This window comes from Jutongia sp. (genome assembly GCF_057878315.1).
Map to the genome: position 1 here is coordinate 17,919 of NZ_DBLXSO010000033.1, position 15,800 is coordinate 33,718.

Annotated in this window: 13 protein-coding genes; all 13 read left to right on the plus strand. The window is 47.2% G+C overall.

The window, feature by feature from the left end; genetic code table 11:
* Positions 1–43: 43 nt before the first annotated feature.
* The 13 genes from ACZLMD_RS08840 (at position 44) to metG (ending at position 15,353) form a co-directional block, all read left to right on the plus strand.
* A complete protein-coding gene (locus tag ACZLMD_RS08840) occupies positions 44–991 on the plus strand; it encodes a tRNA dihydrouridine synthase (protein WP_455057777.1) in 948 nt (315 codons plus the stop codon).
* Positions 992–1,116: 125 nt separating this feature from the next.
* Positions 1,117–2,166, plus strand: a complete 1,050-nt coding sequence (locus ACZLMD_RS08845; RefSeq protein ID WP_489495572.1) for a glycoside hydrolase family 5 protein — start codon at positions 1,117–1,119, stop codon at positions 2,164–2,166.
* A gap of 330 nt (positions 2,167–2,496) precedes the next feature.
* A complete protein-coding gene (locus ACZLMD_RS08850; protein WP_486818872.1) occupies positions 2,497–3,570 on the plus strand; it encodes a DUF975 family protein in 1,074 nt (357 codons plus the stop codon).
* A gap of 110 nt (positions 3,571–3,680) precedes the next feature.
* A complete protein-coding gene (locus tag ACZLMD_RS08855) occupies positions 3,681–4,931 on the plus strand; it encodes a sensor domain-containing diguanylate cyclase (RefSeq protein ID WP_486818871.1) in 1,251 nt (416 codons plus the stop codon).
* 27 nt (positions 4,932–4,958) lie between these two features.
* Positions 4,959–5,726, plus strand: a complete 768-nt coding sequence (locus ACZLMD_RS08860; protein WP_486818870.1) for a transporter substrate-binding domain-containing protein — start codon at positions 4,959–4,961, stop codon at positions 5,724–5,726.
* Between the two features lie 333 nt (positions 5,727–6,059).
* On the plus strand, positions 6,060–7,442 hold the full coding sequence (locus ACZLMD_RS08865) for a C40 family peptidase (RefSeq protein WP_118559106.1): 1,383 nt from the start codon (positions 6,060–6,062) through the stop codon (positions 7,440–7,442).
* Between the two features lie 146 nt (positions 7,443–7,588).
* The gene (locus ACZLMD_RS08870) at positions 7,589–8,038 is read left to right on the plus strand and encodes an Lrp/AsnC family transcriptional regulator (RefSeq protein ID WP_022306696.1); all 450 of its coding nucleotides are present in this window, start codon (positions 7,589–7,591) and stop codon (positions 8,036–8,038) included.
* Positions 8,039–8,212: 174 nt separating this feature from the next.
* Positions 8,213–8,557 carry a zinc ribbon domain-containing protein gene (locus ACZLMD_RS08875; protein ID WP_022306695.1) on the plus strand — a complete coding sequence of 115 codons (345 nt, stop codon included), beginning with the start codon at positions 8,213–8,215 and terminating at the stop codon, positions 8,555–8,557.
* 387 nt (positions 8,558–8,944) lie between these two features.
* The gene (locus ACZLMD_RS08880; RefSeq protein WP_489495573.1) at positions 8,945–9,883 is read left to right on the plus strand and encodes an L-lactate dehydrogenase; all 939 of its coding nucleotides are present in this window, start codon (positions 8,945–8,947) and stop codon (positions 9,881–9,883) included.
* Between the two features lie 219 nt (positions 9,884–10,102).
* On the plus strand, positions 10,103–10,867 hold the full coding sequence (locus ACZLMD_RS08885; protein WP_022306878.1) for an NUDIX hydrolase: 765 nt from the start codon (positions 10,103–10,105) through the stop codon (positions 10,865–10,867).
* 207 nt (positions 10,868–11,074) lie between these two features.
* Positions 11,075–11,593, plus strand: a complete 519-nt coding sequence (locus tag ACZLMD_RS08890) for a cysteine hydrolase family protein (RefSeq protein WP_022306877.1) — start codon at positions 11,075–11,077, stop codon at positions 11,591–11,593.
* A 106-nt stretch (positions 11,594–11,699) separates the two neighbouring features.
* Complete coding sequence (locus ACZLMD_RS08895; RefSeq protein WP_118559110.1) at positions 11,700–13,148, plus strand: nicotinate phosphoribosyltransferase; 1,449 nt, start codon at positions 11,700–11,702, stop codon at positions 13,146–13,148.
* A gap of 219 nt (positions 13,149–13,367) precedes the next feature.
* Positions 13,368–15,353 (plus strand): methionine--tRNA ligase, encoded by a 1,986-nt coding sequence (gene metG, locus ACZLMD_RS08900; protein ID WP_489495574.1) that lies wholly within the window; start codon positions 13,368–13,370, stop codon positions 15,351–15,353.
* Positions 15,354–15,800 lie beyond the last annotated feature (447 nt).

The window sequence follows — 15,800 nt, forward strand, 5'->3', positions numbered from 1 at the left end:
TACAGAACAGACACAGGCGGTGCATACTGTTTAGAAGAGGAGAATGACAATGCAGGTGTACTTTGCACCCTTAGAGAGTATTACCGGATATGTGTTCCGGAATGTATATGAAACATATTACGGAGGGATTGACCGTTATTTTACGCCATTCATCACAGCGACAGATAGCAGACGGCTGCGCAACAAGGAGATGAGAGACATCCTGCCGGACAATAATTCGGTGGGATGTCTGATTCCTCAGATCATGAGCAACCGTGCGGAAGAGTTTCTGCGGGTTGCAGATCAGATGGCAGAGCTTGGCTATGACACGGTCAACTTAAATCTTGGCTGCCCGGCAAGAACCGTGGTGTCCAAGGGGAAAGGCTCCGGCTTTCTGGCAAGGACGGTGGCGCTGGACCGTTTTCTGCGGGAAATCTATGAGAAGTGTCCGCTTAAGATATCGATCAAGACAAGGCTTGGTGTTGATGATCCCGAGGAGTTTTTGGAGATCATCGATATTTATAATCAGTATCCGGTGGAGGAGCTGATCATTCATCCGCGAGTGCAGAAGGATTATTATAAGAATACGCCGAATCTTGATATGTTTGCAGAGGCAGTGAAGCGCTGTCGTATGCCGTTGTGCTATAATGGTGATATCTGTTCGGTGGAGGATTACGAGCGGATCCACACCCGTTTTCCGGAGGTCTCCCGCATTATGATCGGCAGGGGACTTTTGGCGCATCCGGAGCTGGCACTTGCGATTAAGGGAGAGCCGGTGACGGGGGATATTACCCGGATCGGGAAGTATGCCGATGCCGTATGCCGGGCGTACTGTGAGGCATATGGACCGGGGCAGCCGGTGCTTTTCAAGATGAAGGAGCTGTGGGGCTTTCTTGCGGACAGTATGCCGGATGGCAGAAAGCTTCGTAAAAGGATCCACAAAACACAGCGGTTAGACGGATATCAGCGGTTGATGCAGGAGGTTTTTCCGGAGGTATTCCGGGAGAGATAAGCAGGATGCGTATGTATATAATGTATATGTATACAAACGAAGTTTGTCAAATGAAAGTCGTCTGCAGCTGTCAGGGCAGTAAACGGCGGGATGACTACGACCAAGAGAAAGGTATGGGAAGGGATATGAAGAAAATAAAGCGATGGATGTGGGGATTACTTGCAGTTATATTGGTGGCAGCTGGAGTGGCAGGCTATAAGAGCATTGGCATGAACCGGACCCGCAGCGCGGTGCAGTCGGCAAGGAAGGCATCACTGACTACAACGGCAAGGGCGGCTGATGCAACACCGGTTGAGCAGCATGGGACACTCCATGTATCGGGAACCGATCTGATGGACAGCCGGAATGTGAAGTTTCGTCTGAAGGGCGTCAGCACACACGGTATTGCGTGGTTTCCCCAGTATGTGAACAAGGAGGCGTTCCGGACGCTTCGGGATAAGTTTGGCATCAATACGATCCGTCTTGCCATGTACACCAACAAGTCCGAGGGCTATGGTACAGAGGCTGTCAAGAAAGTGCAGGAGGGTGTGCGGTATGCCACAGAGCTTGGTATGTATGTGATCATTGACTGGCATGTACTCAGCGAGGGCAACCCGAACAAGCATAAGGCGGAGGCTAAGAAGTTCTTTGCAAAGATGGCGAAGCAGTATGCCGGTCAGGACAATGTGATCTACGAGATCTGCAACGAGCCGAACGGTGCCGTCACCTGGAAGAAGCATATCAAGCCATATGCCAAGACCATTATCGGTACGATCCGAAAGTACAGCAAGAACGCCGTGATCGTTGTCGGAACACCGACCTGGTCGCAGGATGTGGACGTTGTGGCACAGAGTCCGCTCAGGAGTAAGAATGTGATGTATGCGCTTCATTTCTATGCAGCAACGCATAAGGAATGGATTCAGGATAAGCTTAAGAAAGCGCACAAAAAGGGACTCCCTGTAATGGTAACGGAGTTCAGCATCTGCGATGCATCCGGTAACGGCGCATTGGATAAGGCGTCTGCGCGCAAGTGGATGAAGCTTCTGGATAAGTACAATATCAGTTATACCGCATGGAGTCTGTGCAATAAGAATGAGTCATCTGCTCTGATCGAAAGCTCCTGCAATAAGACAAGCGGCTGGACGAGAAGCAATCTCTCGCCGGCAGGCAAGTGGTATTTTGATCAGACGAAATAAAGACAAAAAATGGAGGTCACCCGGGGGAAGTGGGTGACCTCTTTATAAAGGGGAAACAAATAAAAGATAATATGTAAAGTTAACTCTTCTATTACAAATTATAACAAATTACCGAAAAATGCAATACCTTTTTTGGAAATATTTTGTGAAATTAAATGGTAAATTTTAATAAATTGTGACTTAATTGTAAAAATGAGTTGTGCAAATCTGATAGGGTATTATATAATATAAGAAACAGATGCTGAAAAACAGACATTTCAGTGGTTTCGACTGCATTGAAAATGTGAACAAAACAAATGCGCAAAGGAGCGCGGAAAGAGGTAACACAGGATGAGTTGGACGAGAGCGGAATTAAAGATCAGAGCGAAAGCGGCAGTGAAGATGTACTATTGGAAAATGGTACTGGTAGCACTTATTTTATCAATGATAGGCGGAGGGGCTTCCGGTGTCGGCAGCAGGTCTGCAAGCGATAACTCTGCAGGAAGCGGTGCAAGCTCCATGTTTGAAGGGATCAATATGCAGGTGGCAATGATCGCTGTGATCATTGTGCTTGTCGTTGTTGTGATCGCATTAGCTCTTAGTGTCTTTGTATTTAATGTTCTGGAGGTAGGCTGCAGGGGCTTTTTCAGCCGTAGTATGACAGAGGATCCGGAGCTTGGGCTGATCGCAGACGGATTTACGCAGAATTACTGGAACTGTGTGAAAACACAATTTCTGAAATCTCTGTTTATTGGATTATGGAGTCTTCTCTTTGTGATCCCGGGTGTGATCAAGGCATATGAGTACCGCATGGTGCCGTACCTTCTGGCGGAGCATCCGGAAATGAGCAGCGGAGAAATATTTGCAAGAAGCAAGGAAATGATGCAAGGCAATAAGTGGGATACCTTTGTGCTGGATATCTCCTTTGTCGGCTGGGTTCTGTTAAGCGGAATCACACTTGGTATTCTCTATATTTTCTGGGTGGGACCATATATCGCAGCTACGGATGCGGCGCTTTATCACAGAATCAGCGGCAAGGATACCTACGGCAACGGAGGTTATGGCAATTACGCCGGTTATGATCAGAACGGTTATACACAGAACGGTTATGATCAGAACGGTTATACACAGAACGGTCAGGCACAGAACGGTTATGGGCAGAACGGCCAGGCACAGAATGATTATAACCGGAATAGTTATGGGCAGAACGGTCAGGCACAGAATGATTATAACCGGAATAGTTATGGGCAGAACGGTCAGACACAGAATGATTATAACGAGAATGGTTATGAACAGAATAGTTATACCCGGAATAACCAGACGCAGGGAGGTTACGATCAGAACGGTTATGACCAGAATGGTCAGAATCCGACGAACGGCACATCAAACAGCGGTTATGACCAGAAGTATTTCTCGGATAATTAATTTGGGTGCGGCAGCTTTGAGCTGACCGATCAAACGAAGTATTTGGCATGGGGGTTTACGAAACGCTGTCCGGCAGAGAAGCTGTCGGTGACAGATGAAGGGGGGAGGCTATGAGCGGAGAACGAAAAAGTATTCGGAGAAGCCTGCTTTTGATGGTGACATTACCGACCGTGATCCTGACTGTATTTGTGTTGAGCATCGGAGTGCTGTTGTTTTATCATTTTTACAGTCAGAGCATCCGGGACGAGCTTGCTTCCACGACCACGATGATGGTCGATTGCCTGGATCTTACCGTGCGGGGTGATTATCAGTACGAGAACGGGATTTTGCTGAAGGGCAATATGAACATCACTGACTCCACGATGCTGTATAAGGTCAAGGAAAAGTCGGGCATTGATACTACCATATTCTGGGGAGGAACCCGTATCCTTACCACGGTTGAGGATCAATACGGTGTTTCTGCGGCAGGCACCAGCGCGGAGAAGAAAGTGACGGATGTGGTTCTCGGAGAAGGAAAGGATTATTATGCTGATCATGTCGATGTTGATGGGACGGAATACATCGGTTATTACAAGGCGCTGGAGAATGATGGAAACAAACCGGTTGGAATGGTATTTGCCGGCAAGAAGCTGACACTTGTGTATCAGAAGATCCTGAGAACGCTGCTGGGATTTGTCCTGTTTTCTTTGGTCGCAGTGCTGGTGGCGATGCTTTGCACCAGACAATATTCCTCCGGGGTGATCCGGGATATCAACACGATCAATCATTTTCTGCAGACGATATCGGAGGGCACGCTCGGGGAGACGCTTGACGAGAGGATCCGCAACCGCAAGGATGAGCTTGGAGATATCGGAATATACGCCGATAAGATGCGGACGAATCTGCAGAAGCTGGTGGAAATGGATGCGCTGACAGCATTGTACAACCGCCGGAGCGGCAATCAAATGCTTGAGGTGCTGGTGGGACAGCGTGCAGAATACACAGCAGTGATGTGTGACATCGACTTTTTCAAGAAAGTCAACGATACTTACGGTCACGCGGCAGGAGACAGGGTGCTGACAACAATCTCTGCACAGATCCGGGAAAATGTCGGTGAGGATGGCTTTGCAAGCCGCTGGGGCGGCGAGGAATTTCTTGTAATTTATTGTATGAATCTGGAGGAGACAAGAAAACGAATCGACAAATTGCAGCAGGCAATCAGGGATCTGCAGGTGTGCTATGGAGATCAGACCATCCGGGTGACAATGACATTTGGTATGGGACAGAGTGCTCCGGGAGAGTCCTATGAAAAGGTGATCAAGAGGGCAGACGAAAAGCTGTATGTTGGTAAAAACGGAGGACGCGATCAGATTGTGATGTAAGGCAGGATGGGAAAGGCAGGGATGAAAATGAAGCGATCATGGATATTGCTGCTTGCAGTTTGTATGCTGTTTACAGGCTGCGGCAGAAAGGAGGATAAGATCCGCTCGCTGGACGATCTGGAAGGAAAGACGATCGGTGTTCAGATGAAAACAACCGGAGATATTTATGCCAGTGATATCAAGAATGCCAAAACAAAGCAGTTTAACAAAGGCATTGATGCGGTCAAGGCTCTGCGCAAGGGTGTTGTTGATGCTGTGATGATCGATGATGCTCCGGCGAAGGTGTTTGCGGCGCAGTATAGTGATGTGAAGATCCTTGAGGAGCCGTATGCGAAGGAAGAGTATGGCATCGCTGTCAATAAAGAAGAGACCGGTCTGCGTGACAAGATCAATGAGGCGCTGGAAAAGCTCGAGCAGAACGGAACACTTGCATCGATCCGGCAAGCATGGCTGCAGGAGGGTGAGCAGAAGACGGCGTATCAATGGCAAAAGAAAAAGCATTCCGGAGGCAAGCTGGTCATGGTGACAAATGCGGAGTTTCCTCCTTATGAAAGCAAAGATAACAAAGGAAATGTTGTCGGCATTGATGTGGATATTATGAAAGCTATCTGCGATATGCTTGATATGGATCTTGAGATAAATGATACAGCCTTCGATTCCATTCTGGCAAACGTTGAGCGTAAGATGGCAGATGTCGGCGTGGCTGGGATGACGATCACGGAGGAGCGCCGGAAACAGGTTGATTTTACGGATCCGTACACCACAGCGAAACAGGTTGTCATTGTACGTAAATAGTGCAGAGCTGCCGGAAGTTACCGAAATATTTCGGAAGTGACCACACAAGTAGAACACAATATACTGGAAATATATAACAATATATCTACATGGGTAGAAAGTCCTGCTTCGATTGGAAGTGGGACTTTTCGCATGTTATTCGTGAAATATGCACAGAAAACGGTAATATTTTCTTAAAAAATTCACAAAATGCAGGTTGACAAATTAGAGCGGTGTTACTATAATTGTTAATAACGTGTAACAATTATGTAATATTTTGATAGACATAGAACTTTATACAGAATAAGGAAGACATAGAATTAAGAAGTACGATTTACAGAAAGGATTTTGGATATGTTAAAGTCGAGAAGATTTAAAAGGAAAGCAGTTTGTCTGGGACTTACAGCAACACTGATTGCAGGGTTTGCCGTAACGTTTGTCGTTCCTACAGCAGCGAATATCTGTCGTGAACTGAATATGGCAGGAATCTCTCTTTCTCTGGACAAGTTTTCATCTAATAATAAGGATTCTATTATAAATTCATCGGTTTCACAGCCGGCACAGACAGCGACGGAGGCTTCCGTATCTGCAACACCGGAGGCAACCACAGAGGCAACGGCGGAGCCGGTCAAGAAGAAAGCACCGAAGAAGAATGATCAGCCAAAGCGTGTGGACAAGGGTCTTGTGACAGATATGGATGTTAAGGCAATCTCTACAGCAAGTGACTATGTACATGTGCGTAGAAAGCCAAACACCCACAGTAAGATCGTCGGCAGACTTTACAAGGGCTGTTCCGCAGATGTATTAAAGACCAAGAACGGCTGGGCAAAGATCCGTTCCGGCAATGTAACCGGTTATATTAAGAAGAGTTATCTTGCGATCGGTGATGATGCGAAGAAGATGATCGGTAAGTATGGACAGAAATATGTTCGTGTTAAGACATCTGTTGTCACATTGAATGTTCGTAAGAAAGCAGATATCAAGTCAAAGATTTTAACACAGATTCCAATTGAAGAAAATTATGATGTGATCAAGTCAACCGATCACTGGTACAAGATCGAGATTGATGGAGATACCAAGGGTTATGTTCGTAAAGAGTATGTTACTCTTCATGTAAGATTCAAGCATGCAAAGTCCATGGCTGAGATCAAAGCAGAGCATCGCAGAAAGCTGGCTGCGAAGAGAGCACAGAGACAGAGACTTGCCGCTCTTGCCGCTTCCCGTTCTACCAGAAGCACAAGCAGCAGTTCATCATCAAGAAGCAGCTCAAGCAGACGTTCTACTTCATCAAGAAGCAGCTACAGCTCACGGAGGAGCTCAAGCAGCTCATCATCAAGCAGTAGTTCAAGCTCATCAAGTACGGCATCAGCAAGTGGATCAACAGGATCAGATATCGCAAGCTATGCACAGAAGTTTGTCGGCAACCCATACAGATGGGGTGGTACAAGCTTGACAAACGGTGCTGACTGCTCCGGATTTACCATGACGATCTATGGTCAGTATGGTTACTCCCTTCCACATTCCTCAGCAGCACAGGCTGGATGCGGAAGAAGCGTAAGCCTTTCCAACGTACAGCCGGGCGACCTGATCTTCTACAAGCACGGCGGACGTGTTGGTCATGTGGCAATGTATATCGGTGGTGGACGTGTTGTTCATGCACAGTCAGCCCGTACCGGCATCACAACCTCCAGCATGTATTACAACCAGCCGGCATGTGCAAGACGAATTGTAGGCTAAATTGACAAAATGAAATAGATATGCTATATTTTATTTATACAACGGCGTAGTTTTCTAGGAAACTATGCCGTTTTGCTCGTTTATACACAAATAAATTAAGCAAAGTACCAAAAACAGGACAGAGAAGGACGGGGAGGTACCGGAATATGAAAAAGAACGAACTAGACCATATTGATTTTGAAATCTTAAAGATGCTTCAGGCAAATGCCAGGATTCCGCTCAAGGAGATCGCCGCAAAGGTATATTTGTCTTCACCGGCAGTATCTGCCCGGATCGAGACTCTGGTAAATAAAGGATATATTGAAGGGTTTCATGCGCAGATCAATCCGGAGGTGATGGGATATCACATCAAAGCGTTTATCAATCTTGAGGTGATACCGCAGGATAAGAAGAAGTTTTATCCATATATTAAGGAGTGTAAGAATGTTGTGGAGTGCAATTGTGTGACCGGAGATTATTCGATGCTTCTGGAGGTATTGTTTCAGAGCACCTCGGAGCTGGATCAGTTTATTGGCGAGCTCCAGGAGTACGGCAGGACGAATACACTGATCGTCTTCTCGACATCGGTAGAGCATCGTGGTGTGATCATAGAATAAATAACAGGATTTTCAATGCATTGTCCGGAGATACCGGGAGAAGCAGAAGCCGGAGATAAGCGTTGATTTTTCCAGATAATCATATATAATATGATGTAGGATTACGAGATTGCTTTGCAATGAAGCAATCCACAGTATCAGTTGGATTCAAAAGGATTCAGGGAGGTAATGAATATGGCATTTTTTGACAGTATGAAGGAAACTCTGACTACCGCAGGCAGAGATGTAAGTCAGAAGGCGAAGGAAGTATCCGGTGTAGCGAAGCTCAAGCTCGATATCAAATCCAAAGAGGATGCACTGAATAAAGAGTACATTGCACTCGGAAAGCGTTACTACGATATGCAGAAGGAAGGCGAGATCGCTGATGAGCAGATCGCCAATGTCAGCTCACTTTTAAGTGAGATCGCTGATCTGAAGGACGAGGTTGTCCGGATGCAGGGCGGAGCATGCTGCCCACACTGTGGTGCAGTAATCCCGGAGGGAGCCGCATTCTGCAGCAAATGCGGGGCAAAGATGTAAGAAGCCTCAGAGAAAACCAAGCGACTGCGAAGCAGGCATTTGGTTTTCTGGGCTTCTTAACGAGCAAATAAGCTTGTGAAACAAGCGGAGGAGCTCTGAAAGAGCGGATTTGCGAGTTTATAAGTGAAGTCTCAGAGAAAATCAGACGCCCGCGAGTGAGGAAAAGCGAAGCTTTTTCGAACCTTTTGCCGGAGCGCTGTAATAATTTTATAATGTAGATGAAAACCATCTGTGGATCTGTTTCAAGATTCCCGGATGGTTTTTGTTATTTTATTTCAAATAAACAGCAGTCATAAAATGTCTGTTTATGGGAATACTAACCATGCGAAATAATTCGAAATGATTAAAGTGCTTTTGCACAGAGCGTAGAAAGGTATGGTTAGAGACATGAATAATAGAAAAATAGCAATTATCGGTTGTGGGTATGTAGGAGCAGCAACAGCATTTACGATCATGCAGAGCGGACTGTTTTCGGAGATGGTCCTCTTGGATGTGGACCGCAAGAAGGCGGAGGGCGAGGCAATGGATATCATGCACGGTATGCCGTTTGCCATGCCGACCAAAATTCATGCCGGAGATTATGATGATATTGCAGACAGTGCGATCATCGTTGTGACAGCGGGCTGCAATCAACGTCCGGAGGAGTCGAGACTCGATCTTGTACACAAAAATATCGAGATATTCCGTCAGATCATGGGTGAGATTGCGGCAAGAGACGTCGAGGGAATCCTTTTGATCGTATCTAATCCGGTCGATATTCTTACCTATGCCGCATGGAAATTCTCGGGATTGCCGAGACATCGTGTGATCGGTTCGGGAACCGTGCTGGACACGGCGCGCCTGAAATGTATGCTGGGTGGCGAGCTTGGTGTGGATGCGCGAAGTGTGCATGCGTTTATCATTGGAGAGCATGGGGACAGCGAGCTTGCGGTGTTCAGTAGTGCCAATGTGTCCGGAATTGATCTGAGGGACTTCTATGACATGTGTCAGCCGGACGAGTATCAGAATGATACGGAGAGGATCTACGATCAGGTAAAGGACAGTGCATATAAGATCATTGAGAGTAAGAAAGCCACATACTTTGGCGTGGCAATGGCGGTTTGCCGTATCTGTGAATGCATCATGAGAAATGAGCATTCGATCCTGACCGTGTCCGGCGTGGTGGAGGGACAGTATGGAGCCAGCGATATGGCGTTAAGCCTGCCATGTATTGTCGGAGCCGGGGGTCTGGAGCAGATCATTCAGATTGAGCTTGATGAAAAAGAGGACGAGCAGCTTCAGGAGTCGATCCGTGTGCTGAGCCAGGTGTTGGATGAGTGTATGTAAAGCATTATGATGCCGGGGCAGGGGTGAAAGGGGAGCTCTGGTGAAAACTATGTTTCTGTGCATTTTCGTGTAAAGTTCATCAATTATATATCTATTTTATCGGATTTGCAACAGAAATTTTTGAGAGAGGGTTGACATAATTCTCCCAAAGAGTATAATCATATTCAAACAATATAATTCTCAAATTGAGAATTATATTTTAAGAAGGAGGAATGATCGGTGGAAGTACGGGATCAAAATGGATTAACAGAAGCGGAGTTTATTCGGCAGTATGATCCGAACCGCTATGAGAAGCCGGCTGTTACGGTGGATATGCTGATCTTTACCGTGAATCCGGAGAAGGACGATTCGCTGGAGCTTTTGATGATCGAGAGGGGAGGTCATCCGTTTCTTGGTAAGTGGGCGATCCCCGGCGGCTTTGTGGAGATGGAGGAGTCTCTGGAGGAAGCGGCGGCAAGAGAGCTGAAGGAAGAGACGGATCTCTCGGATATTTATATGGAGCAGCTTTATACGTTTGGCGATGTCGGGAGAGATCCGCGGATGCGCGTGATCTCTGTGGCATATATGGCACTGGTGCCGAAGGCGAAGCTTCATCCGGTGGCGGGCGATGACGCTGCGAAGGTGAAGTGGTTTACCGTGAAGCTGGGTGCGGATGATCGTCTTACACTTCTTTCGGAGGATGTGTGCCTGTCGGAGGAGGACATTGCGTTTGATCATGAAAAGGTGATCAAGACGGCGCTGCAGAGACTGAAGAATAAGGTGGAGTATACCGACATTGCATTTGAGTTGGCGGGCGAGGAGTTTACGCTGACGCATCTGCAGTCCATTTATGAATCGGTCCTGGGGAGACAGCTTCACAAGCCGAACTTCCGCCGGTGGATCGTTGACCGCGTGGAAAAGACCGGGGGAATGGACACGAAAAGCTCAGGGCGCCCGTCCTGTCTGTACCGCAAAAAGAGCGGGGAATGGGAGCATCGATTCTGATGGAACCTGACAAATCGGTGAATCGAAGCATTGGCTTTGATAGAGCGTGATCAACCGGTGAATCGAAGCATTGGCTCTGATAGAGCGTGATCAACCGGTGAATCGAAGCATCGGATCTGATAGAGCGTGATCAGCCGGAACAGGAGTCGGGTATGGCATTGTCTGTGGCAGCAGGCTTGCAGACAGGGAAAGGATGGTTGGATTAATATGGCGAAAGTATTAGTAGTTGTGGATATGCAGAATGATTTTATTTCCGGAAGTCTCGGCACGAAGGAAGCGCAGGCGATCGTGCCGGCCGTAGTGGAGAAGATCCGGAAATATCAGGACAACGGAGATGTGGTCTTGTATACATACGATACGCATGGCGAGGATTATCCGGAGACACAGGAGGGACGTAATCTTCCGGTGAAGCATTGTATCCGTGGAACCTGGGGCTGGCAGCTTGCAGACGAGATCGCGGAGCTTGCAGAAGGTGCGGATACTTATGAAAAGCCGACCTTTGGCAGCAGAGAGCTGATGCAGGATCTGGCAGAGCTGAACCCGGAAGCGATTGAATTTATCGGACTTTGTACGGATATCTGTGTGGTATCCAATGTGCTTGGAACAAAGGCGTGGCTGCCGGAAACACCTTTGACGGTCGACAGCAGATGCTGTGCAGGCGTGACGCCGGAGAGTCATGAGACGGCACTGGCAACAATGCGGTCCTGTCAGGTAAATGTTATTTAAGAGGATGATACAAGGGTCAGATATTTTTGCCCCCAATATCATAGGATATGAACATAATATAATAATGTTTTAGTTTGGTGCTGGAGAGAGAAAGGTCGTGATGACAATGAAGCAGTTTGATAAACGTAATTTAACGATGGTCATGGACTTTTATGAGCTGACCATGAGTAATGGATATTTCAGAGAGCAGGACAGAGATGCAAGAGTGGCATTCGATGTATTTTACCGGAAGAATCCGGACGGCGGCGGATATTCTATTTTCGCCGGACTTGAGCAGATCATCGAGTATATTCAGGATCTTCATTTTGATGACGATGACATTGCATATCTGCGTGAGCAGAAGATCTTCGAGGAGGATTTTCTCGAATATTTACGGAATTTCAAATTTGAGGGAGATCTGTATGCATTTCCGGAGGGGACGATCATGTACCCGAATGAACCGGTTCTGACGATCGTTGCGCCGCTCATTGATGCGCAGCTTGTGGAGACGGCAGTGCTTTTACAGGTCAATCACCAGTCTCTTGTCGCAACAAAGGCAAGCCGTATCGTACGGGCGGCACAGGGAAGAGTCGTGTCTGATTTCGGTGCGAGACGTGCGCACAACATGGACGCAGCCGTGTATGGCGCAAGAGCAGCTTACATTGGCGGTGTAAACGGAACGGCAACCGTGCTTTCCGGCGAGATGTTCGGCATCCCGGTAGGCGGCACGATGGCGCACAGCTGGGTTATGTATTATGAGGATGAATATACCGCTTTTAAAAAGTATGCAGAGACTTATCCGGACGGCACCGTACTTCTCATCGATACATACGATGTCTTAAAGAGCGGTGTACCGAATGCGATCCGAATCGCCAAAGAAGTGTTAGAGCCGATGGGCAAACGTCTGAAGGGAGTCCGCATCGACAGCGGTGACCTTGCGTATCTTTCCAAGAAAACAAGAAAGATGTTAGATGACGCCGGACTTACGGACTGCCAGATCGTGGCATCCAACAGTCTCGATGAGTACACGATCTCTTCCCTGATCGATCAGGGCGGCTGCATTGACAGCTTTGGTGTGGGCGAGCGTCTGATCACCTCCAAGAGTGAGCCGGTTTTTGGTGCTGTTTACAAGATCTCTGCCGTGAAGCGCGACGGCGAGTACCAGCCGAGGATCAAGGTGTCCGAGAATGTGGAAAAGATTACGAATCCGGGACTTAAGAAGGTGTACCGAATCTATGATGAGACAGGGAAGGCTGTGGCAGATCTGATCGGTAAATACGACGAAGAAATCGACCTTTCAAAGCCATTCCGCTATGTGGATCCGGTTGCTCCGTGGCGCCAGCGAACATTTGACAACTGCACCGGCAAGGAGCTTCAGGTGCCGATCTTTAAAGACGGAAAGCTGGTTTATGAACAGCCGTCTCTGGAGGAGATCCGTTCCTATGTGAATCAGCAGATGAAGGAAGAAATGTGGCTTGAGGAGCAGCGTTTCGAGAATCCGCATGTGCATTATCTTGATATGACACCGAACTATTATGATATGAAGATGGAGCTTCTCTATAAGATGCAGAAATAGAAAATTGCATATTGGTGACGCCGGCACATGACCGGAACGGAACGAGTGGCAAATTAACACAGTCAAATTCGATCATGGCAGATAGTGGAAGAATACTGCGGATTGGACAAGCAGCAAATTAACACAGTCAAATTTCCCGGAACGGTTGACAAATCGGGGGAGGAATACTAAAGTAAATAAGATAGGGTAATTAGAATTTTAGGAAAAGAGGGACAGTAGATGGCAGAGAAAAAGAGATTTTATCTGACAACCGCGATCGCGTATACGTCAGGAAAACCACATATCGGTAACACATACGAAGCCGTTCTGGCAGACAGTATCGTGCGCTTCAAGAGACAGCAGGGATACGATGTACGCTTCCAGACAGGAACGGACGAGCACGGTCAGAAGATCGAGCTTAAGGCAGAGGAAGCAGGAGTTACACCGAAGAAGTTCGTAGATGATGTCTCAGGACAGATCAAATCAATCTGGGATCTGATGAATACGTCTTATGACCGTTTTATCCGTACCACGGATGAGGATCATGAGAAGCAGGTACAGAAGATCTTCAAGAAGCTTTATGATCAGGGCGACATTTACAAGGGATTTTACGAAGGCATGTACTGTACACCTTGCGAGTCTTTCTTTACACAGTCTCAGCTGGTAGATGGCAAGTGTCCGGACTGCGGACGTCCGTGCCAGCCGGCAAAGGAGGAGGCATACTTCCTGAAGCTCAGCAAGTACGCTGACCGTCTGATCGAGCATATCAATACACATCCGGAGTTTATCCAGCCGGAGTCACGTAAGAACGAGATGATGAACAACTTCCTTCTTCCGGGACTGCAGGATCTCTGTGTATCCAGAACCTCTTTTAAGTGGGGAATCCCGGTAGATTTTGATCCGGATCATGTCGTATATGTATGGCTGGATGCACTCAGCAACTATATCACAGGACTTGGCTATGACGTAGACGGTGACAACCGCCTTGATGAGAACGGCGAAGATCTTTATAAGAAGTTCTGGCCGGCAGACCTTCACCTGATCGGAAAAGATATCATCCGTTTCCATACGATTTACTGGCCGATCATCCTCATGGCACTTGGTGAGCCGCTTCCGAAGCAGGTATTTGGTCATCCATGGCTGCTGCAGGGCGAAGGCAAGATGAGTAAGTCCAAAGGAAACGTAATCTATGCGGACGATCTTGTAGATATGTTTGGCGTAGATGCTGTCCGTTATTTTGTACTTCATGAGATGCCATTCGAGAACGATGGTGTTATCACATGGGAACTCATGGTAGAGCGTATGAATTCCGACCTTGCCAATACACTTGGTAACCTTGTAAACCGTACGATCTCCATGACCAATAAATACCTTGGCGGTGTTGCTGAGGATAAGGGTGTTGCCGAGCCGGTTGACGACGATCTTAAGGCTGTCATTCTTGCAGCACCGAAGAAGGTTGAGGAGAAGATGGATAAGCTTCGTGTGGCTGATGCGATCACAGAAGTATTTACAATCTTCAAGAGATGTAATAAATATATCGACGAGACAGAGCCTTGGATCCTTGGAAAGGACGAGGCAAAGAAGGATCGTCTCTCTACCGTACTCTACAATCTGTTAGAGAGCATTACTATCGGCGCAAGCCTGCTGGAAGCATTTATGCCGGATACCACAGACCGTATCCTTGCACAGATCGGTGCCACAAAGCGTCCGCTGGAGGAGATGGATCATTTCGGTGGTTATGTCAATGGCACAAAGGTAACCGACAAGCCGGAGATTTTGTTTGCCCGTCTTGACATGGACGAGGTAAAGGCAAAGGCTGAGGAGATCCAGAAGGCTCAGGTTGTCGCAAACGGCGGTGCTGCAGAGACCGAGGAAAACGTCATCGACATCGAGGCAAAGCCGGAGATCACATTCGACGATTTCACAAAGATGCAGTTTCAGGTTGGTGAGATCATCGCCTGTGAGGAAGTCAAGAAGTCCAAGAAGCTTCTGTGCTCCCAGGTGCGTATCGGCAGTGAGGTAAAGCAGATCGTATCCGGAATCAAACAGCACTATTCCGCAGAGGAAATGGTTGGCAAGAAGGTTATGGTTCTCGTCAACTTAAAGCCGGCGAAGCTCGCAGGCGTTCTGTCTGAGGGAATGCTGCTTTGCGCAGAGGATGCCGACGGCAATCTCGCACTGGTAACACCGGAGAAGAATATGCCGGCAGGCGCAGAGATATGCTAGAGATTTAGAACGAATAGATTCGTTTGTTGAAATACAGGTGAAATCAGAAGCCCCTTACCGGGATGGTGAGGGGCTTTTGATAAAAGGATTTGAATGTCATTGATAAATGTTTGTGGATTGGAGGATATGCATGGTACTAGAGAACAGACTCAACATTACTGATTCTACAGAACTTGCCAGAACAGAAGAAAAGATAAGCAAGAAAACGGCTGATAAATTTCGATAAAATACAATCCAGAATATTTAGTGTTAAGAATTGGTCCTATGTCAAGATTTAGTACAAGTTAAAATGAGTTTTTCTCATTCTAACCTGCCAGCAATTCCAAAGTTGCCTGTTGATACAATCCTTCAAAATCATCGGGTGACATATAATCGCAATGACTATGAATTCGTTTGGTATTATAAAACGTTTCCAAGTATTCAAATACCAGGCGGTATGCATGTTTG

Excerpts from the sequence above, each read along its gene's own strand:
- ACZLMD_RS08855 (WP_486818871.1), top strand. The coding sequence starts at position 3,681 with ATGAGCGGAGAACGAAAAAGTATTCGGAGAAGCCTGCTTTTGATGGTG.
- ACZLMD_RS08850 (WP_486818872.1), top strand. The coding sequence starts at position 2,497 with ATGAGTTGGACGAGAGCGGAATTAAAGATCAGAGCGAAAGCGGCAGTG.
- ACZLMD_RS08840 (WP_455057777.1), top strand. The coding sequence starts at position 44 with ATGACAATGCAGGTGTACTTTGCACCCTTAGAGAGTATTACCGGATAT.
- ACZLMD_RS08870 (WP_022306696.1), top strand. The coding sequence starts at position 7,589 with ATGAAAAAGAACGAACTAGACCATATTGATTTTGAAATCTTAAAGATG.
- ACZLMD_RS08845 (WP_489495572.1), top strand. The coding sequence starts at position 1,117 with ATGAAGAAAATAAAGCGATGGATGTGGGGATTACTTGCAGTTATATTG.
- ACZLMD_RS08880 (WP_489495573.1), top strand. The coding sequence starts at position 8,945 with ATGAATAATAGAAAAATAGCAATTATCGGTTGTGGGTATGTAGGAGCA.
- ACZLMD_RS08875 (WP_022306695.1), top strand. The coding sequence starts at position 8,213 with ATGGCATTTTTTGACAGTATGAAGGAAACTCTGACTACCGCAGGCAGA.
- ACZLMD_RS08890 (WP_022306877.1), top strand. The coding sequence starts at position 11,075 with ATGGCGAAAGTATTAGTAGTTGTGGATATGCAGAATGATTTTATTTCC.
- ACZLMD_RS08895 (WP_118559110.1), top strand. The coding sequence starts at position 11,700 with ATGAAGCAGTTTGATAAACGTAATTTAACGATGGTCATGGACTTTTAT.
- metG (WP_489495574.1), top strand. The coding sequence starts at position 13,368 with ATGGCAGAGAAAAAGAGATTTTATCTGACAACCGCGATCGCGTATACG.
- ACZLMD_RS08860 (WP_486818870.1), top strand. The coding sequence starts at position 4,959 with ATGAAGCGATCATGGATATTGCTGCTTGCAGTTTGTATGCTGTTTACA.
- ACZLMD_RS08865 (WP_118559106.1), top strand. The coding sequence starts at position 6,060 with ATGTTAAAGTCGAGAAGATTTAAAAGGAAAGCAGTTTGTCTGGGACTT.